Source organism: Streptomyces sp. NBC_01217 (genome assembly GCF_035994185.1).
Classification (GTDB): Bacteria; Actinomycetota; Actinomycetes; order Streptomycetales; family Streptomycetaceae; genus Streptomyces.
In genome coordinates, this window is the sequence record NZ_CP108538.1 from 7,295,146 (window position 1) to 7,313,355 (window position 18,210).

General features: G+C 71.0%; 23 protein-coding genes. 12 read left to right on the plus strand and 11 right to left on the minus strand.

The genetic code is table 11. The features are described 5' to 3' along the window. Positions 1–92: 92 nt before the first annotated feature. Positions 93–503, minus strand: coding sequence for a MerR family transcriptional regulator (locus OG507_RS32610; protein WP_327370689.1), 411 nt, complete (start codon positions 501–503; stop codon positions 93–95). Positions 504–908: 405 nt separating this feature from the next. Between OG507_RS32610 and OG507_RS32615 the strand changes: the two genes are divergently transcribed. Beyond that, positions 909–2,411 carry a SulP family inorganic anion transporter gene (locus tag OG507_RS32615; protein WP_442811054.1) on the plus strand — a complete coding sequence of 501 codons (1,503 nt, stop codon included), beginning with the start codon at positions 909–911 and terminating at the stop codon, positions 2,409–2,411. Positions 2,412–2,925: 514 nt separating this feature from the next. Here the strand turns inward: OG507_RS32615 and OG507_RS32620 are convergent. The 4 genes from OG507_RS32620 to OG507_RS32635 all read right to left on the minus strand — a co-directional run bounded on the left by OG507_RS32620 (position 2,926) and on the right by OG507_RS32635 (position 5,675). After that, entirely contained in the window at positions 2,926–3,144 is a 219-nt protein-coding gene (locus OG507_RS32620) for a hypothetical protein (RefSeq protein ID WP_327370691.1), read from the minus strand. 35 nt (positions 3,145–3,179) lie between these two features. After that, complete coding sequence (locus tag OG507_RS32625; RefSeq protein ID WP_327370692.1) at positions 3,180–3,443, minus strand: hypothetical protein; 264 nt, start codon at positions 3,441–3,443, stop codon at positions 3,180–3,182. Beyond that, positions 3,443–4,762: a Na+/H+ antiporter NhaA gene (nhaA, locus tag OG507_RS32630; RefSeq protein ID WP_327370693.1), complete on the minus strand. Its 1,320-nt coding sequence runs from the start codon at positions 4,760–4,762 to the stop codon at positions 3,443–3,445. Before nhaA ends, OG507_RS32625 begins: the two co-directional genes overlap by 1 nt. Positions 4,763–4,958: 196 nt before the next feature. Continuing rightward, positions 4,959–5,675, minus strand: a complete 717-nt coding sequence (locus OG507_RS32635) for an arsenate-mycothiol transferase ArsC (protein ID WP_327370694.1) — start codon at positions 5,673–5,675, stop codon at positions 4,959–4,961. Positions 5,676–5,757: 82 nt separating this feature from the next. Between OG507_RS32635 and OG507_RS32640 the strand changes: the two genes are divergently transcribed. Further along, entirely contained in the window at positions 5,758–6,159 is a 402-nt protein-coding gene (locus OG507_RS32640) for an ArsR/SmtB family transcription factor (protein ID WP_327370695.1), read from the plus strand. A gap of 90 nt (positions 6,160–6,249) precedes the next feature. Here the strand turns inward: OG507_RS32640 and trxA are convergent, their stop codons facing one another. From trxA to OG507_RS32655, 3 genes are read right to left on the minus strand one after another with little or no spacing between them, the layout of a single operon-like run. After that, positions 6,250–6,573: a thioredoxin gene (trxA, locus tag OG507_RS32645; protein ID WP_327370696.1), complete on the minus strand. Its 324-nt coding sequence runs from the start codon at positions 6,571–6,573 to the stop codon at positions 6,250–6,252. Positions 6,574–6,608: 35 nt separating this feature from the next. After that, a complete protein-coding gene (gene trxB, locus OG507_RS32650) occupies positions 6,609–7,589 on the minus strand; it encodes a thioredoxin-disulfide reductase (protein WP_327370697.1) in 981 nt (326 codons plus the stop codon). Then, positions 7,586–7,999 carry an arsenate reductase ArsC gene (locus tag OG507_RS32655; RefSeq protein ID WP_327370698.1) on the minus strand — a complete coding sequence of 138 codons (414 nt, stop codon included), beginning with the start codon at positions 7,997–7,999 and terminating at the stop codon, positions 7,586–7,588. Before OG507_RS32655 ends, trxB begins: the two co-directional genes overlap by 4 nt. Before the next feature lie 92 nt (positions 8,000–8,091). Between OG507_RS32655 and OG507_RS32660 the strand changes: the two genes are divergently transcribed. The 7 genes from OG507_RS32660 to OG507_RS32690 all read left to right on the plus strand — a co-directional run bounded on the left by OG507_RS32660 (position 8,092) and on the right by OG507_RS32690 (position 13,007). Further along, a complete protein-coding gene (locus OG507_RS32660) occupies positions 8,092–8,400 on the plus strand; it encodes an ArsR/SmtB family transcription factor (protein ID WP_269647416.1) in 309 nt (102 codons plus the stop codon). Beyond that, positions 8,397–9,506: an ACR3 family arsenite efflux transporter gene (gene arsB / locus OG507_RS32665; RefSeq protein ID WP_327370699.1), complete on the plus strand. Its 1,110-nt coding sequence runs from the start codon at positions 8,397–8,399 to the stop codon at positions 9,504–9,506. The genes OG507_RS32660 and arsB overlap by 4 nt, the downstream gene beginning before the upstream one ends. Further along, a complete protein-coding gene (locus OG507_RS32670) occupies positions 9,506–9,757 on the plus strand; it encodes a DUF2180 family protein (RefSeq protein ID WP_327370700.1) in 252 nt (83 codons plus the stop codon). The genes arsB and OG507_RS32670 overlap by 1 nt, the downstream gene beginning before the upstream one ends. Further along, a complete protein-coding gene (locus tag OG507_RS32675) occupies positions 9,754–10,818 on the plus strand; it encodes an ArsO family NAD(P)H-dependent flavin-containing monooxygenase (protein ID WP_327370701.1) in 1,065 nt (354 codons plus the stop codon). The genes OG507_RS32670 and OG507_RS32675 overlap by 4 nt, the downstream gene beginning before the upstream one ends. 34 nt (positions 10,819–10,852) lie before the next feature. Continuing rightward, on the plus strand, positions 10,853–11,644 hold the full coding sequence (locus OG507_RS32680; RefSeq protein WP_327370702.1) for a MerR family transcriptional regulator: 792 nt from the start codon (positions 10,853–10,855) through the stop codon (positions 11,642–11,644). Next, positions 11,641–11,946, plus strand: a complete 306-nt coding sequence (locus OG507_RS32685; protein ID WP_327370703.1) for a hypothetical protein — start codon at positions 11,641–11,643, stop codon at positions 11,944–11,946. The genes OG507_RS32680 and OG507_RS32685 overlap by 4 nt, the downstream gene beginning before the upstream one ends. Before the next feature lie 95 nt (positions 11,947–12,041). Next, positions 12,042–13,007 carry a bile acid:sodium symporter gene (locus tag OG507_RS32690; RefSeq protein ID WP_442811122.1) on the plus strand — a complete coding sequence of 322 codons (966 nt, stop codon included), beginning with the start codon at positions 12,042–12,044 and terminating at the stop codon, positions 13,005–13,007. On the opposite strand, the gene OG507_RS32695 is transcribed toward OG507_RS32690, so the two are convergent. Next, positions 12,994–13,392: a heavy metal-responsive transcriptional regulator gene (locus OG507_RS32695; RefSeq protein WP_327370705.1), complete on the minus strand. Its 399-nt coding sequence runs from the start codon at positions 13,390–13,392 to the stop codon at positions 12,994–12,996. The two genes, OG507_RS32690 and OG507_RS32695, sit on opposite strands and share 14 nt — an antisense overlap. A gap of 85 nt (positions 13,393–13,477) precedes the next feature. Here OG507_RS32695 and OG507_RS32700 point away from each other — a divergent pair, with 85 nt between their 5' ends. Together OG507_RS32700 and OG507_RS32705 are read left to right on the plus strand one after the other, a co-directional pair. Further along, entirely contained in the window at positions 13,478–14,461 is a 984-nt protein-coding gene (locus OG507_RS32700; RefSeq protein ID WP_327370706.1) for an alkylmercury lyase family protein, read from the plus strand. A 66-nt stretch (positions 14,462–14,527) separates the two neighbouring features. Then, entirely contained in the window at positions 14,528–15,076 is a 549-nt protein-coding gene (locus OG507_RS32705) for a DinB family protein (protein WP_327370707.1), read from the plus strand. A gap of 160 nt (positions 15,077–15,236) precedes the next feature. Here OG507_RS32705 and OG507_RS32710 read toward each other — a convergent pair whose 3' ends face one another. Together OG507_RS32710 and OG507_RS32715 are read right to left on the minus strand one after the other, a co-directional pair. After that, positions 15,237–15,614, minus strand: coding sequence for an ArsR/SmtB family transcription factor (locus OG507_RS32710; protein ID WP_327370708.1), 378 nt, complete (start codon positions 15,612–15,614; stop codon positions 15,237–15,239). Positions 15,615–15,662: 48 nt separating this feature from the next. Continuing rightward, positions 15,663–16,724, minus strand: a complete 1,062-nt coding sequence (locus OG507_RS32715; protein ID WP_327370709.1) for a flavin-containing monooxygenase — start codon at positions 16,722–16,724, stop codon at positions 15,663–15,665. 108 nt (positions 16,725–16,832) lie between these two features. Between OG507_RS32715 and OG507_RS32720 the strand changes: the two genes are divergently transcribed. Then, positions 16,833–18,206, plus strand: coding sequence for an NAD(P)-binding domain-containing protein (locus OG507_RS32720; RefSeq protein WP_327370710.1), 1,374 nt, complete (start codon positions 16,833–16,835; stop codon positions 18,204–18,206). The last annotated feature ends 4 nt before the right edge of the window (positions 18,207–18,210 follow it).

An 18,210-nucleotide genomic window follows, 5' to 3' on the forward strand; every position in this document is an offset into this window, starting at 1 on the left:
AGCCCGGTGACGAGGAGGGGCAGGCTGGCGGGGAGGACGAAGGTGAAGCCGGGGCCCGCCAGGACGTACGGGTCGGTGGCTGTGTCCGGTCGTCAGGAGGACGCCGACGGTGTCTGGTGCAGGCGGGCGCCGAGGGTGGCGGCGAAGTCCTCGGCGCGGGCCAGCTGGATCCGAAGCTTCTCGACCTGCTCGGTGGCGGCCTGCTCGTACTCGCGCACGCGGTCCAACAGGGCTTTGCGTTCGCTGGCGTCAGGGCCGGGCTCGTGGTCGAGGCGGTCGGTGGCGTCCAGGAGGTCGCGCATCTGGTCGAGGGTGAAGCCGAGCGGCTTCATACGGCGGATGACCATGAGCCGCTGCACGTCGGTCTCGGTGTAGAGACGGAAGCCGCCCTGGGAGCGCGCCGAGGGGACGACCAGGCCGGTTTCCTCGTAGTGCCGGATGGTGCGCAGGGACAGCTCTGTCCGCGCGGCGACCTCGCCGATCTGCATGTGCTTGTCGTCCACGCCCGTGTCCTGACCCTTCTCTTCCTGCCGGGACCGCGCCCCGTGCCGCCCCGCTGATTTCTACTCTAACGTTAGGGTAGAGTTGCTGACGGCGAGGGCGGCCCGGCTGCCCCGCGACTGCCGTTCCGGGGCCGATGGCGCCTCCGGCGAAGATCCGATTCTTGCAGGAGAGAGTGTGCGCGAGCCCGTGACGCCCACCGCCGCCGCCTGCCCGCCGTGACCCTTCGCCCTTCGATGTGAGCCGCTCGGCCGCGCCCTCGCGCAGGCCCCGGCTCCGCCACTTCTTCGACTTCCGGCCCGCTCCTCGCGGGCCGACCGCGGGGTGCCGGCCCGGCTCCTCCGCGTTCTCCCCCACGCCCCGGCCTGCCAATGGGGTGTGCCCGAGCACGACAGGTACTCATCTCCTTGTCTTCCACCGTTGTGACTCCCGCCGCGCGGCTGCGCGGCCTGCGCCCCGACTGGCTGAACGATCCGAAGGTCTGGCGTACCGAGGTCCTGGCCGGCCTGGTCGTCGCCCTCGCGCTGATCCCTGAGGCGATCTCGTTCTCGATCATCGCCGGTGTCGACCCGGCCGTCGGCCTCTTCGCCTCGTTCACCATGGCCGTGGTCATCTCGGTCGTCGGTGGCCGACGGGCGATGATCTCCGCCGCGACCGGCGCGGTCGCGCTCGTGATCGCCCCGCTCAACCGTGAGCACGGGTTCGGCTACCTGGTCGCCGCGGTCATCCTGGCCGGTCTCATCCAGGTCACGCTCGGCGCGCTCGGGGTGGCGAAGCTGATGCGGTTCGTGCCGCGCTCGGTGATGGTCGGCTTCGTCAACGCCCTCGCCATCCTGATCTTCATGGCCCAGGTTCCCGAGATGCACGACGTGCCCTGGGCGGTGTATCCGCTGATCGCGGCCGGTCTGGCCCTCATGGTGTTCTTCCCGAAGGTCACCACGGTGATCCCGGCCCCGCTGGTGTCCATCGTCATCCTGACCGTGATCACGGTCGCCGCCGGCATCGCGGTGCCGACCGTCGGCGACAAGGGCAACCTGCCGTCCTCCCTGCCCGTGCCCGGCCTGCCGGACGTGCCGTTCACCCTGGACACCCTGACCACCATCGCGCCCTACGCCTTCGCGATGGCGCTGGTCGGTCTGATGGAGTCGCTGATGACGGCCAAGCTGGTCGACGACATTACCGACACGCACTCCTCCAAGACCCGCGAGTCGATCGGCCAGGGCGTCGCCAACATCGTCACCGGCTTCTTCGGCGGGATGGGCGGCTGCGCGATGATCGGCCAGACGATGATCAACGTGAAGGTGTCCGGCGCCCGCACCCGCCTCTCCACCTTCCTGGCAGGCGCGTTCCTGATGGTGCTGTGCATCGTCTTCGGCCCGGTCGTCTCCGACATCCCCATGGCCGCCCTGGTCGCCGTCATGGTCATGGTGTCGTTCGCTACCTTCGACTGGCACTCCATCGCCCCCAAGACCCTCAAGCGGATGCCCGCCGGGGAGATCGCCGTCATGGTCATCACCGTGATCTGCGTGGTCGCCACCGACAACCTCGCCATCGGCGTCGTCGTCGGCTCCGTCACCGCCATGGTCATCTTCGCCAAGCGCGTCGCTCACCTGGCCAACGTCACCGCCGTCACCGACCCCGACGGCAGCACGGTGGTGTACTCCGTGACCGGCGAGCTGTTCTTCGCCTCCTCCAACGACCTCGTCGGCCAGTTCAACTACGCCACCGACCCCGACAAGGTCGTCATCGACCTGTCCGCCGCCCACATCTGGGACGCCTCCTCCGTCGCCGCCCTCGACGCGATCGAGACCAAATACGCCCAGCGCGGCAAGACCGTGGAGATCATCGGCCTGAACAACCCCAGCGCCGACCTCCACGGCAAGCTCACCGGCGAACTCACCAGCCACTGACCCATCCCAGCGAAACCCGAGAGGACCCCGGCCGACCGCCGGGGTCCTCCGCTGTTCGAACGACAGGCGTGGCGTACCCCGAAGCCATCGCAGCAGCCCACGCCGACTATGCCGCCCTCCAGCAGCGCGAGAACAATCCCGAGTAGTTCCTCAGGGCACGTCGGTCACCTGCCCGTAGATGCGAGCGTGGTCCGTGGACGCGAGCTCAACGCGTCACCTCGGTCCGGCCCAGGGGCCCCGCCGGCCACCGCCGCGGCGTGCAACCCAGCGACGCCGCAGCCATTCTCCGGCCTCTCCGATCGCGGCCAGAAGGGCGGCCGATGCGGCGCACCCGGCGAGGCTCACCGGCTGCCCGAGTGCCATGCCCAGTAGCCACAGCGCGAAGGCGACCGTGATCCACCATGCGGTGACGGAGGTGGCTTCTGCCCACCGTCGCGGGGCCCGCTTCACCAGGCAGCGCCGGCGATCGGGAGAGTGGAGACTGCCGGTGCGAACAACTGCCAAAGCATCGTCGTCATCCCCTTCTGGTGGGAGTGCGAGCCCAGAGTCCCGATACGCGGGTGGGATGTCGCCGGTGGCCGGTGGCGGCCATGACCAGACCGGTGATCAGCAAGGCCATGCCGATGACCAGGACGGGGAGGCCGGGGCCGGGCAGGACGTACGTCAACGCCCCGAGCAGGGTGAGTGGAGCTCCGACGGCCGCCAGCACGGCCTGGATGCGACGTTTGGACATGCGCTGCTCCTCTTGGGGCTGCTGCGGTGACGGCATCACCTGTCCCTGCCGATCAGGTGTGCGGTCAGGGCGCCGGTGAGGAGGGCCCAGGCGACGGCAGCCCACCCGGACTGGCTCCAGCCGATGGCCGTCACACTCACCGCGACCACGCCTCCGGCCGCCATCGCCCGCCGATCGGCCGCGAAGGCCCATTCGTGGCGGGCGCTGCCCGGGTGGCGGATCTCGGCGAACGCGGTGCGGATGACGAGAGCCGCGACGATGATCACGGGTGCGAGCAGTGATGTCTCGCTGCCGCCCATCAGGTGTCCTGCCTGTCCGGCCCGGTGCCGACTGCCCCGTGGGGCTGCTGGTAGATGTCGGGGATGCCGTCCGCGTCGGCGTCGAGGTTCTCCGCCTCGTACAGCCGCCGGTAGATGGTGTTCCGGCGGCGCAGCAGGGCGGCGGCGATCAGGGCGGCGAGCACGGAGGCGATCAGGACCGCCGCCTTGACGTGCTCTGTGGTCTGGCCGTCGGGGAAGGCGAGTTCGCCGATCAGCAGGGCCACGGTGAAGCCGATCCCTGCCAGCACCGACAGGCCCAGCACGTCGGCCCAGGCCAGGTCGGGGTTGAGGCGGGCGCGGGTGAAGCGGGCGGCCAGGTACGTCCCAGCGAAGATGCCCACGGTCTTGCCGGCGACCAGACCGATGACGATGCCGAGGGGCTCGGGACTGGTGAAGACCTCGCCCAGGGCCCCGGCGCTGATGCTCACCCCGGCGGCGAACAGCGCGAACAGCGGCACCGCGACTGCGGCCGAGACCGGGTGCACCAGGTGCGCGACCCGTGCGGCCGGGGACTTCTTCTCACCGGCGTCACGGGTGGTACGAAGGATCAGCCCCATCGCGACCCCGGCGACCGTGGCGTGGACGCCGCCGTTGTACGTCAGCGCCCAGACCGTGACGCCGAGGGGGACGTACCACCACCAGCCACGTACCCGCGCCCGCTGGAGCAGGTAGAAGACGACGAGTCCGGCGACCGCCCCGGCCAGCGCCCACAGGTTCAGGTCGGAGGTGAAGAACACCGCGATGATCAAGATGGCGCCGAGGTCGTCGACGACCGCGAGGGTCAGCAGGAACGCGCGCAGCGCGGCCGGCAGGTGGGTGGACAGGACCGCGAGCACGGCGAGGGCGAAGGCGATGTCGGTGGCCATCGGCACCGCCCACCCGTCCAGGCTCCCGCCGCCCACCGAGGCGGTCACGGCATACAGGGCGGCGGGCACGGCCATTCCGCACACCGCGGCGATCACCGGCAGCGCCGCCGTCGCGGGGGTACGCAGCTCGCCGACGACCAGTTCACGCTTGAGTTCGATCCCGGCGACCAGGAAGAACACCGCGAGCAGCCCGTCCGCCGTCCAGTGCCCCACCGACAGGTCCAGGCCGAGGGCCGGTATCCCGAAATGGAAATCCCGTATCTCCTCGTACGCCCCGCTCCATGGGCTGTTCGCCCACACCAGCGCCACCACCGCAGCGGCAAGGAGGACCAGGCCACCGACGGTCTCGGTCCGCAGCGCACGGGCGACGGCCTGACGCTCGGGAAGGGGGAGCAGGCCCAGGAAGTAGGAACGCGAGCGAACATCGGACACGGCGGGGAGTCCTCCGGGCGTCGGTGGAAAAAGGGCACACGGCCCCACGGACGCCGACCAGACTTCCCGGCACACCCCGCGCCAGTTCTTGACGCGTTCTTTACACCGTATCGAGCCCAAAGCCCGCTGTCTCCCCCGCAGACGCTCAAGATCGACATGATGCGGCGCTGCGACCAACCAGCCCTGTCAGGTCCGGCTACACGCCGCCTTCACCGGCTCGACGTCCGCGGACGTTTCCCGCCCCAGCCCCACCCGGCAGGAGTTCATCCACCAGTACGTCGACACGGGTAGCGAGGCCGTCCCGTACCGCTCGCGCGCTCTCGATGTCCAGGCCGCTCAGGTCCGGCAGGTCCCAGTCCAGATAGCGGCGCCCCGGCCGGACAGGGCAGGCATCCCCGCAGCCCAGGGTGACGACGACGTCGGCGGCGGTGACGACTTCGCGGGTCAGCGGCTTGGGGAACTCCTCGTCCGCGTTCATGCCCTGCTCGGCGAGCAGCCGGAGCACGACCGGGGTGATCTCCGAGCCGGGCTCGGAACCGGCCGTCAGCACCCGGACCCCGTCCCCGGCCCGATGCCGCAGCAGCGCGGCGGCCAACTGCGAACGCCCGGCGTTCTCGGTGCACACGAACAGCACCTCGGGCACCGGCTTCGGCGACAGCCCCATACCGCGGGCCAGGGCCCCGAGCCGCTGGTCGGCGAACCGCTCGACCAGAACGGGCACGTGGGTGGCGACGCGCGCCTTCGCCGACAGCACCCAGGAGCACTCCTCGACATACCGCTCCACGGTCTGACGGGAGAACGCCCCGCCGTGGCGTACGGCGAGCCGGGCCGTGATGCGTTCGAGTACGGGATCGATGTCCTGCAGATGCGGTGCTGCTCGGCGGCCTCGGCCGAGAGGGCTTTGCTCGTCCATGGGGCGGCTCCTCGGTCTGCGGCTCCAACACCGCTCTCACTACGGAACATGGTTGGGTCGGGCCCTCAGTTACGACGAATAGATGGCTATCACTGAATTGAGCGGCGCTGAGGAAGCGGGTGAGGCGGCAGCGGAGAGCTGTGGTCCCGGTCTTGCGTGCCTGCTCATCGAGCGGGACGAGGCCGAGCGTCTGGCCCTCATATTCAAGGCCATCACCGACCCCACTTGGCTGCAGATCTTCCGCATCGTCGAACGCGCACCGTCCGGCGAAGCCTGCGTCTGCGACCTCGCCGGCTGCCTGGGCTTCAGGCAGCCGACCGTCAGCCACCACCTCAAGATCATGACCGAGGCGGGCCTCCTGAACCGCGAACGCCGCGGCACCTGGTCCTGGTACTCGGTGAACTGCGACGGCCTGAACAGGGTGCGCACGATCCTGCAGCGGTCGGTCGGCGCACTGGCGACCCAGGCACTCGACCGGGTGTAGCCGCGCCAGCACCACAGCTTCGGCCGCCGTCTGTGCGGCGGGCGGCGCGAGGACCGGCCCTTCGGGGAGCCGGTCCTTCTTTGTGGCCGCTCAGCCGAGGTGGTCGGCCAGTTCGCGCTCCAGCGCGGTCTTCGGCTTGGCGCCGACGATCGTCTGCACGACCTCGCCGCCCTTGTAGACGTTCATCGTGGGGATCGACATCACGCCGTACTTCACGGCGGTGTCCGGGTTCTCGTCGATGTTGAGCTTGACGATCTCGATGGCGTCGCTGTGCTCGGCCGCGATCGCCTCCAGGGAAGGGGTGAGCTGACGGCACGGGCCGCACCAGGCCGCCCAGAAGTCGACGAGCACAGGCTTGTCGCTACCCAGGACGTCCTGCTCGAAGGATGCGTCGGTGACGTTCTTGAGAGCCATGCGGGTCTCCTCGTACAGGGGTGGGGCGGGTGCCGTCAGACGGCGGCGACGGCCGCGGCCGTTGCGGGTGCGTCGGTGAGGGCGGCGAGGTACCGCTCGGCGTCCAGTGCCGCCGCGCAACCGGAGGCGGCGGCCGTGATGGCCTGGCGGTAGGTGTGGTCCACGACGTCGCCGGCACCGAAGACGCCGGGGATGTTCGTACGCGTGGAGGGGGAGGCGACCTTGAGGTAGCCCTCGGCGTCCAGGTCGAGCTGGCCGGTGACCAGGTCGGTGCGCGGGTCGTGGCCGATGGCGACGAACAGGCCGGTGGCCGGGAGACGGGAAGTCTCGCCGGTGACAGTGTTGCGCAGGGTGAGACCGGCGAGTGCGCCGCCGTCCTCGTGGATCTCGGCCACCTCTCGGTTGAAGGCGAAGGAGATCTTCGGGTCGGCGAAGGCGCGGTCCTGCATGGTCTTGGAGGCGCGCAGGGTGTCGCGGCGGTGGACGATCGTCACGGAGCGGGCGAAGCGGGAGAGGAAAGTGGCTTCCTCCATCGCCGTGTCGCCGCCGCCGACCACCACGATGTCGTGCTCGCGGAAGAAGAAGCCGTCGCAGGTCGCGCAGTACGACACGCCCCGGCCGGAGAGTGCGTCCTCGCCGGGCAGGTTCAGCTTGCGGTGCTGCGAGCCGGTCGCCACGATGACGGCCTTGGCGCGGTGGACGGTCCCCGCGCTGTCGGTGACGGTCTTGACCGTGCCGGTGAGGTCGACCTCGACGATGTCGTCGGGGACGAGCTCGGCGCCGAAGCGTTCGACCTGGGCCCGCAAGTTGTCCATCAGGTCCGGGCCCATGATGCCGTCGCGGAAGCCGGGGAAGTTCTCCACCTCGGTCGTCTGGACCAGCGCGCCGCCGGCGGTGACCGCGCCCTCGAAGACCAGTGGCTTCAGCGAGGCGCGGGCGGTGTAGAGGGCGGCGGTGTATCCGGCAGGGCCGGAGCCGACGACGATGACGTTGCGGATGTCCGTGCTCGCGTTCATGCCGTGGGCTCCGGCGCGATCTCCTTGATCAGGCCCTCGATGAGCACCTTGATCTCGTCGCGGATGGGCCGTACCGCCTCGACGCCCTGGCCCGCCGGGTCCTCCAGCTGCCAGTCCAGGTACCGCTTGCCGGGGAAGACGGGGCAGGTGTCGCCGCAGCCCATGGTGATGCAGACGTCCGACTCCTTGACCGCGTCCACGGTGAGCATCTTCGGGACCTCGGCGGAGATGTCGATACCGACCTCGGCCATGGCCTCGACGGCGGCCGGATTGACGCCCGCGCCCGGGTTGGAGCCGGCGGAGCGGACCTCGACGCGGTCCCCGGCCAGGTGGGTCAGCCACGCGGCGGCCATCTGCGAACGGCCGGCGTTGTGGACACAGACGAAGAGCACGGAGGGCTTCTCGGACATCAGGAGGTCTCTCTTGTCTCACGACGACATCAGGGCCGAATGAATTCAGCACCCGGTGGTGTCAGCCACCACTGATGTGACAGTATCAGTCCATGATGACGTCAGTCGACACTGATCTGATGCGAGTCCTCGCCGACCCGCTCCGCCTCCAGATCGTCACCCTCCTCGCCCAGGAAACGCTCTGCTCCACGCACCTGATCGAAGAGACCGGTGCGAAGCAGACCAACCTCTCCAACCACCTGAGAGTCCTGCGCGAGGCCGGGGTGGTCGAAACGGAACCCTGCGGCCGGTACACGTACTACAAGCTGCGCCCCGACGTCATCGCCCAGCTCGCCGGCCAGTTCGCCGACCTGGCCGAATCCGCTCGCAACGCCGCCGAGAACAAGAGGGCCTGCCCGTGACCCCCACCGAAACAGCCGCGACCGCCGAGGAGTCCTCGGTCGTCGCGAAGCTGTCGACGCTCGACCGCTTCCTCGCCGTCTGGATCCTCGCCGCGATGGCCCTCGGCCTCGGCCTGGGCCGCGCCATCCCCGGCCTGAACGACGCCCTCGCCAAGGTCGAGATCGGCGGCATCTCCCTGCCGATCGCCGTCGGCCTGCTGATCATGATGTACCCGGTGCTGGCCAAGGTCCGTTACGACAAGCTCGACGCCGTCACCGGCGACAAGAAGCTCATGGTGTCGTCGCTGGTCATCAACTGGATCGTCGGCCCGGCCATCATGTTCGCGCTGGCCTGGATCTTCCTGCCGGACCTGCCCGAGTACCGCACCGGCCTGATCATCGTCGGACTCGCCCGCTGCATCGCCATGGTCATCATCTGGAACGACCTCGCGTGCGGCGACCGCGAGGCGGCTGCCGTGCTCGTGGCCCTCAACTCTGTCTTCCAGGTCATCGCGTTCGGCCTGCTCGGCTGGCTGTACCTCGACCTGCTGCCCGGCTGGCTCGGCCTCGGCGACGGCGAGCACCTCGACATCTCCATGTGGAAGATCGCCCTGAACGTCGTCATCTTCCTCGGCGTCCCGCTGCTGGCCGGGTTCCTCACCCGCCGCATCGGCGAGAAGAAGCTCGGCCAGGAGAAGTACGAGTCCAACTTCCTCCCGAGGATCGGCCCGTGGGCCCTGTACGGCCTCCTCTTCACGATCGTCATCCTCTTCGCCCTGCAGGGAAAGACGATCACCTCCCAGCCGCTCGACGTCGCCCGCATCGCGCTGCCGCTGCTCGTGTACTTCGCGGTCATGTGGTTCGGCACCTTCGCCCTCGGCAAGGCCATCGGCCTCGCCTACGACCGCACGGCCACCCTCGCCTTCACCGCGGCCGGCAACAACTTCGAGCTGGCCATCGCGGTAGCCATCGCCACCTTCGGTGTCACTTCCGGTCAGGCACTGTCCGGGGTCGTCGGCCCGCTCATCGAAGTCCCGGTCCTGGTCGCGCTCGTGTACGTCTCCCTGGCCTGGCGGCGGAAGTTCAGCGCCGCCCAGCAGCTCACCCCGGTACGGCAGGACGGCTGATGCACTGCCTGGACTGCTACAGCGGTGGGCGGCAGACGCCGGCGATCGGCGTCTGCCGCCAGTGCGGGGCCGCCGCGTGCGCCCAGCACGTCCAGATGGGGCAGCAGACCCTGACCTGCACCAAGGCGATCAACCGCACGGTCACCACCGACCCGCCCGTTCGGCGGCTGCTGTGCCGGACCTGCTCGGCTGCCCACCAGGCGCACGCCGCCTGCTGCCCCCAGTCCGCCGACACCGTCCGGACACCGTGACCGGCGGCGGGCGCACACAGGTGGTGGTGATCGGCGGCGGCCAGTCCGGCCTCGCCGCTGGCTACCACCTGCGCCGCCTGGGCGTGGACTTCGTCATCCTCGACGCCCAGCCCACGCCCGGCGGCGCCTGGCAGCACACCTGGGACTCGCTCCACCTGTTCTCCCCGGCTGCCTTCTCCTCCCTGCCTGGGCGGCTCATGCCCCCGCAGCCGGGGCAGGAGTATCCGGACGCCGGACATGTGGTGGCCTACCTACGGGACTACGAGAAACGCTACGGGCTGCCCGTCGAGCGGCCGGTACGCGTCTCCGGGGTGCACCGCGAAGGCGGGCTTCTGCGGGTGGAGACCGATTCCGGCACGTGGCACGCCCGAGCCGTGATCAGCGCGACCGGCACCTGGTGGCGGCCCTTCCTCCCCGCCGTCCCCGGCCGAGAGGACTTCGGCGGACAGCAGCTGCACACCGTCGAGTACCGGCGACCGCAGGACTTCGCCGGCCGCCGCGTCGTCGTGGTGGGCGGCGGCAACTCCGGCGCGCAGATAGCCGCCGACGTCGCCTACAACACCCAGCTGACGTGGGCCACTCAACGTCCGCCGCGCTTCCTGGCCGACGGCATCGACGGCCGTGCCCTCTTCGATGCCGCCTCCGCCCGCCGCCGGGCCCTCGACGAGGGCCGCACCGACACAGGAGGCGTCGCCTCGCTCGGTGACATCGTCGCCGTACCGCCCGTCCGCGAAGCCCGCGACTGCGGACTGCTGACTGCTGCACCGATGTTCAGCCGCCTCGTCCCCGGCGGCGTCGAATGGGCCGACGGCACCCAGGCCGAGGCCGACGCGATCATCTGGTGCACGGGCTTTCGCCCGGCCCTCTCCCACCTTGCCCCACTCCAGCTCCGAGGCCGACTCGGCCACATCGCCACCCACGGCACGCGAGCCGCGGACGAGCCACGCCTGCACCTGCTCGGCTACGGCGACTGGACAGGCCCCGCCTCCGCGACCCTCATCGGCGTGGGCCGACCGGCCCGGGACGCGGCCCGTGAGATCGCAGGGCTGCTGCGGGCTTGACCTTCCAGTCGACTTGAAGGTTTACGTTCGAGGCATGAGCACTCTGCGGATATCCCAGCTGGCCGAACGCTGTGGCGTTCCGGCGTCCACGCTGCGGTTCTACGAGACGGCCGGGCTCCTGCCGGCCGAGCGCACCGCGTCCGGCTACCGCCTCTACGACGAGGAGTCGGTGGAGCGCCTGGCCTTCATCTCCTCCGCCAAGCTGCTGGGGCTCGCACTGGAGGACATCCGCGACCTGCTCGATGTACGGGACGCGGGAGTGTGCGCGGCGGTGCGGGCCCGGATGGTGCCGCTGGTCGCCGACCGGATCGCGGACGCGGACCGCCGTGCGGGCGAGCTGACGGCGTTCTCCGCCCGCCTAGCCGACGTGCACGAGCGGCTGGCCGGTCCGGCTCCTTCGGGTGCCTGCGGCCCGGACTGCGGCTGCACCAGCGACAACGAGGCGCCGGGCCCCGTGCTGGTGGAGCTGTCACCCACCCGTCCGCCCGCCACGTCGCCGGTGCCGGCCGAGGCCGGTGAGTCGTGGCGGCAGGCGCCGGTGGCCTGCACCCTGGGCGGTGATGAGCTCGGTGAGCGGACGGAGCAGTGGCGGGCTCTGATCGCCCGGGCCACGGGGCGAGAGGAGGTCTCGGACGGGGTGCGCCTGACCTTTCCCAGCACCCCCGCACTGGCGGCCGAACTCGCCGCGCTGGCGGCGGCCGAGCAGGGCTGCTGCGCATTCTTCGACTTCTCCCTGCACCTGAGCCCTGCCTCGCTGGCGCTGACCGTGCGCGCCCCCGAGGCCGCCGGATCCCTGCTGGCCGACCTCTTCGGAGCCATCTCGTGACCACCCCGCCCTCCTCCCGCAAGTCCGCCCTGAGCATGGGGCTCTTCGCGGTGGCCGCCTGCGCGGTGTGCTGCGCGGGACCACTGCTGGCCGTTCTGGGCGGCATCGGAGCCGCTTCCGTCATCGGCGCGATCTGGATACCGGCCCTCGCCGTGGTCGCCGTCGCCGCCGTCGTGGCGGCCCTGTGGCTGCACCGCCGCCGACAGAAGGCGTCGGCCTGCCGGAGCGGACCCGGACCTGTGGATGTGGACATGCCCACCCGGATCCCGTCGGACCGCGACCCCGGCCACTTGCCACAATGAACCGCCCCCTCACAGCGGGCAGCCACACAGCAGGGCGAACAGCAGCAAGGGAGTCGGACAGGGTGTCGCCGCAACCGCGCGGTCTGGTCGAGCGGATGGAAGCCCACCAGATTGCGATCTACCTCGGCGCCATGGCCCTGGGCGGCCTCCTCGGCTGGGCGGCGCCCGCCGCCGGCCCCGGCCTGGAGCACGCCATCAATCCCGTCCTCGGCGCGCTGCTGTTCGTGACCTTCCTCCAGGTCCCGGCCTCGGACCTGATCCGCTCGCTGCGCGACGGCAGGTTCCTGTCCGCCGCGATGGCCGTGAACTTCGTGGTCGTGCCCCTCGTCGTGGCGGCCCTGTTCACGTTCCTGCCCGCAGACCAGGCGGTCCGGGTCGGCGTCCTGCTCGTGCTGCTGTGCCCGTGCGTGGACTACGTGATCGTCTTCAGCGGACTGGCCGGCGGCGACAGCCGCCGCCTGCTGGCCGCCACCCCGCTCCTGCTCGTCGCGCAGATGCTGCTCCTGCCCGGCTTCCTGTACCTGTTCATGGGCCCGGACCTGGGGAACATCGTCAAGGCGGGCCCGTTCCTCAAAGCCTTCCTCTTCCTGATCGTCATCCCGCTCGCCCTGGCCTGGGCCCTGCAGGCGTGGGCCGCGCGCCGTCAGGCCGGCCAGAAGGTCTCCGGCGCCGCGACCACCACCATGGTGCCGCTGATGGCCGCCACCCTGATCACGGTCGTCGCCTCCCAGGTCCCCAAGCTGGACGGCCGCCTCGGCGACGTGGCGGCCGTCATCCCTGTCTACGCCGTCTTCCTGATCGTCATGGCTTTCGCCGGGCGGGTGGTGGCACGCCTGTTCCGGCTCGGCGCCCCCGCGTCCCGGGCGGTCGTCTTCACCGGCGCCACCCGCAATTCGCTGGTCGTCCTGCCGCTCGCTCTCGCCCTGCCCGACGATCTGGCCGTCGCCGCGGTCGTGGTGGTCACCCAGACCCTCGTCGAGGTCATCGGCATGGTCGCCTACGTACGCCTCATCCCCCGCCTCGTACCGGCCCCGGACCGGAAGTCGGTCATGGCCGGCTGAGAATGGTGCAGATCTCGCCCTCGGAACACTCATCGGGATCGGTCACCGCTGCCCGCCGGGCCAGCTCCCGCAGCGCGGCACGGGCCTCGCGCAGCTCGGCCATCCGCCGGTCGATCTCCGCCAGATGCTGGTGGATCAGCGCACCGACCTGGGCACAGGGCGCCTGCCCGCTGTCGCGCAGGGCAAGCACGGAGCGGATCTCGGCGAGGGTGAGCCCGGCGGCCTGGGCCTCCCGGATGAAGCCCAGCCTGGAGACCGCGTGCTGCGGATAGTCGCGGTAGCCGCCGGAGGTACGCGGGGGCGCGGACAGCAGTCCGGCCTGCTCGTAGAACCGGATGGTCTTGGTGGTCAGCCCGCCCGCCGCCGCCAGCTCGCCGATACGCATACCTCCACGCTAGCGCCTTGACCTTCCAGTGCGCTGGAAGGTCTACGGTCGGGGCGAGTGACCCTGGCCAGGGAGGACAGCGGACATGCGGATCACCATCCTTGCGGTGCCTGACTGCCCGAACGTGCCGGTCGTACGGGAGCGGATCACCGCGGCGCTGGCCGGCCGGAGCGCCCAGGTGGAGGTCGTCGAGGTGCGCCAGGAGGCCGAGGCCGCCCACTGGGGCATGACGGGCTCACCCACCGTCCTGCTCAACGGCGTCGACCCCTTCGCGATGACCGGGGCCCCGGCGAGTGTCTCCTGCCGCCTCTACCGGGGCGCGGACGGTCGCACGGACGGGGCCCCGAGCATCCAGGCCCTGCGCCAGGCCCTGGGCATCCAGGCCGCCGAGGAGCAGGAGTGCTGCACGGACGATCTGCTAGATCCCGTCGGACGGTTCGGCCGTGGCCGGCGCGCCCCGGCCGAGCGCGGGCTGCGCGCCGTCCACCAGGCGGTGCTGCGGCACTTCGCTGCCGAAGGCGCGGCACCGGATAGCGCCGCACTCGATCCGATAGCCGCCGTCGCGGGCAGGACTGCGGCTGACGTCCTCGCCGAGCTGGACCGCGAGGACTTCCTGACCCTCGACGCAGTGGGGCGGATCCGGGCGGCCTACCCGTTCTCGGCGGTCGGGACCCGGCACCGGGTGAGCCTGGCGAGCGGAGCGCAAGTGTGGTCGATGTGCGCCGTCGACGCCCTTGGCATCTCCGCCATGCTCGGCGGCCAGGACGTACGGATCTCCTCCTGCGACCCGGTCAACGACCAGTCGGTGACCATCACCTTCACCGCCGGCAGCACACACTGGGAGCCGACGGACGCGGTCGTGTTCATCGGCCGTCGCGAAGCCGACGGACCGGCCGCCGCGGTGTGCTGCGACGCACTGAACTTCTTCACCGGCCGCGCCTCGGGGCATCAGTGGCAGCAAGCCCACCTCGAGATCAGCGGCCAGGTCGTCAGCCAGGACCGGGCCATGCAGATCGGGCAGCAGACCTTCGGCCCGATTCTTCAGGACGAACACGGCGGCGACCGGTGAGGCCCCACCCCGGGGCGGGCATCATCGCAGTCCCGGGGCGGGGCTGAGACCGAGAACGAGCAGGCCATGACGAACGCGGAACCGATGGACCGCCAAGCCGTGTACGACGACTACGCGCGCGCCCGCCAGACCTTTCACCGACTCCTCGCCGGCGCGTCGAAAGATGATCTCGCCCGGCCCACCCGCGGCACCAAGTGGACCAACCAGCAGCTGCTGTGGCACATGCTCTTCGGCTACATGGTCGTGCGGGCCCTGCTCATCCTGGTGCGCGTGTTCGGGCGACTGCCCCGCCGGGCGAGCAAAATGTTCGCGCGGGTGCTCAACGCGGCCACAGTGGCGTTCGACCTGGTCAACCACCTCGGTCCGTGCGGGGCGGTGACGGTCTTCGGGCCGCGCCGCATGGGCGCCGCCTTCGACCGCGTCACAGACTCCCTGCAGCGACAGTTTGCCGCCGAGTCCGAGACGGACCTCGCTCGCGGCATGCACTACCCGGTCCGCTGGGATCCCTTCTTCAAAGACTTCATGACCCTCGCGGACATCTACCGCTACCCGACCCAGCACTTCGACTTCCACCACCGCCAACTCACCCTCGGCAGCGAGAGCGCGGCCGGCTGACGCGCGGACTGCGACGGTCCAGCACGATCACCCCGCACCCGCTCGTGGCAGCACCCAACCGAGCACCGCTCCACGCGCGTCCACGCCAAACGATTACCCGGGATGCTTCAGCCGGGGTCGGTCTGGCCACGGCGGCCTTCGCCCCGGCCCTTGATCACGCTCAGGCCGGGACCGGCGCGATGGTCAGCAGCTTGCCCATCGCGGCCAGCACGGACGGCTCGACCCGGTAGTAGACCCAGGTCCCGCGCCGCTCGGAGGTCAGCAGCCCGGCCTCCTTGAGCTTCTTCAGGTGGTGGGAGACGGTCGGCTGCGAGACGCCGACATCGGAGATGTCGCACACGCACGCCTCGCCGCCCTCGTGCGAGGCGACCGCGGAGAACAGCCGCAGCCGCACCGGGTCACCGAGCGCCTTGAACATCCGCGCGGCCACCTCGGCCTCCTCAGCACTGAACGGGCGCTCGGTCAATGGCGGGCAGCACGGCGCCACGGCCTGGCCGTCGGCGGGCTCTATCAGCGGCAGCACCTTGACATTCGACATACGTCTATGTTGACACACATCGAACCAGGCGGGCGAGGCGCGGAGCGGTCAGCCCCGGGCGAGGCGGTGCGCCAGCCGCCTCGCGACGCGGTCGGCATCCCGGCCCACGCCGCGCAGGGAGTTGGACGACAGGCTGCGTTGCCACTCCAGCCCGACGAACGCCAAACCCGAGTGGGTGAGCGAGGCGCCGCCGCGGTGCCGGGGCTGCCCCGCCGCGTCGAGGGCGCCGTCGAGGCCGGTCAGGTAGGGCAGGTCGGGCCGGTAGCCGGTGGCAAGGATGATCGCGTCCACCTCCTCCCGCGTCCCGTCCGGCCAGAGGGCCTTGGCGCCGTCGATGCCGGTGAACAGCTCTCGCCGGTCCGGCGCTCCCTGGGCGAGGGCGGCCCGGTAGCGGCCGTCGTCGATGACGAGCTGATACGGCGGGATGCGCAGCAGCCGACCGAGCGGCGCGACGTCCAGTCCGGTCCGCTTGAGCCAGAAGTGCAGGTCACGGCCCCCGATGTGCTGGCGGGCGAACTTCACCGGGGCGCGGCTGACCAGTGAGACCCGGGCGACCACGGCGAGCTCAGCCGCGATCTGCACGGCGGAGTTGCCCGCACCCACCACAACGACCCGCTGCCCGGTGAACGGCTCCGGGCTGCGGTAGTCGGCGGCGTGCAGCAGCGCGCCGGTGAAGCCCTCCAGGCCCGGCAGTGCCGGGCGGTGCGGGCGGCCGAAGGTGCCCGAGGCTGCGATGACGGCGCGCGCCGCCAGCCGCTCGCTGCCCGCCAGCTCCACCTCGAACTTCTCGTCGGCCTGGCGGACGGCGGTGACGCACCGACCGGTGCGGATGTCGGCGTCCAGCCGGGCGGCGTACGCGGTGAGGTAGTCGGTGACCTCGTCCCGGTGCGGGTAACGGTCCGGGTCGGCGCCGGGGAACGGCATCCCTGGCAGTGAGCTGTACCGGGCGGGTGAGAACAACGTGAGGCTGTCGTAGTAGCGCGGCCACGATCCCGCCGCCCGATCGGACGCCTCCAGCACCACGGGCGCGATGCCCCGCTGCCGTAGAGCGTGCGCCGTGGCCAGCCCGGACTGCCCGCCGCCGATCACTGCGACGTCGACGTGCTCCATGAAAGAACCCCCCGGATTCGATGAATATCTATGTTGACGTCTATCGAATCAGGTGGCATGCTGGCCGCGCAAGCCATCGACGGATGTCGAAACACCGAGGAGTCGACCGTGAACGCGCCTGTCACCACCGAGCTGCCCGTCGTCGTGATCGGAGCCGGTCCCGCCGGACTCGCGGCCGCCGCCCACCTGGTCGACCGTGGCCTCACCCCGCTGGTCCTGGAGGCCGGCCCGGTCGCCGGCGCGGCGGTGCGCGAGTGGGCGCACGTGCGGCTGTTCTCCACCTGGGGCGAGGTCACCGACCCGGCCGCCGAGAAGCTGCTGGCCCCCACCGGCTGGGTGAAGCCGGACAGTGCCACCTATCCCTCGGGCGGGGACTGGGCCGAGGCGTACCTGCAGCCGCTCGCCGACGTCCTCGGCGAGCAGGTGCGCTTCGGTGCCACCGTCACCGGCGTCTCGCGTGCGGGCCGGGACCGGATCGTGGACGCCGACCGCGAGGCCCAGCCGTTCGTCATCCACATCGCCCACCCGGACGGCCACGAGGAGCGGCTGTTCGCCCGCGCGGTGATCGACGCCTCCGGCACCTGGACCACCCCCAGCCCGGCCGGCGCCAGCGGCCTCCCGGCCCTCGGAGAGAAGGCCGCCTCCGACCGGATCACCTACCGCGTCCCGGACCTCAAGGACCCCGCCGTCCGCGCCCGCTACGCGGGCAAGCGCACCGCGGTCATCGGCTCCGGCGCCTCCGCCTTCACCGCGCTCGCCTACCTCGCCGACCTCGCCACGTCCGACGACGGCACCGGCACCAAGGGCGTGTGGATCCTGCGCCGCGGCATCTCCGGCTCCACCTTCGGCGGCGGCACCGCCGACCAGCTCCCCGCCCGCGGTGCCCTCGGCCTCGCCGCCAAGGCCGCCGTCGACGACGGCCACGCCGACGCGGTCACCGGCTTCCGCACCGACGCCATCGAGCGCAACGACGACGGCCGACTGGTCCTCGTCGGCGAGGACGGCCGCCGCCTCGACCCGGTCGACGAGGTCATCGTCCTGACCGGCCTGCGCCCCGACCTCTCCTTCCTCTCCGAGCTCCGCCTCGGCCTCGACGAGCGCCTCCAGGCCCCGACCGCCCTGGCCCCGCTCATCGACCCCAACCAGCACTCGTGCGGCACCGTCTACCCGCACGGCGTCAACGAGCTCTCCCACCCGGAGCAGGACGTCTACCTCGTCGGGATGAAGTCCTACGGCCGCGCGCCCACCTTCCTCGCGATGACCGGCTACGAGCAGGTCCGCTCCATCGCCGCCGCGATCGCCGGCGACCGTGAGGCCGCCGAGCGCGTCGAGCTGACTCTCCCGGATACAGGCGTGTGCGGCGGCGCGGGTCTGTTCGACGAGCCCGAGGCGGCGCAGGCTGGCGACGGCGGCGGCTGCTGCGCCGCCCCCGCCACCATCCAGATCGGCATCGGCGCCCCGGTCTCCTCCGGCGGCTGCTGAACTC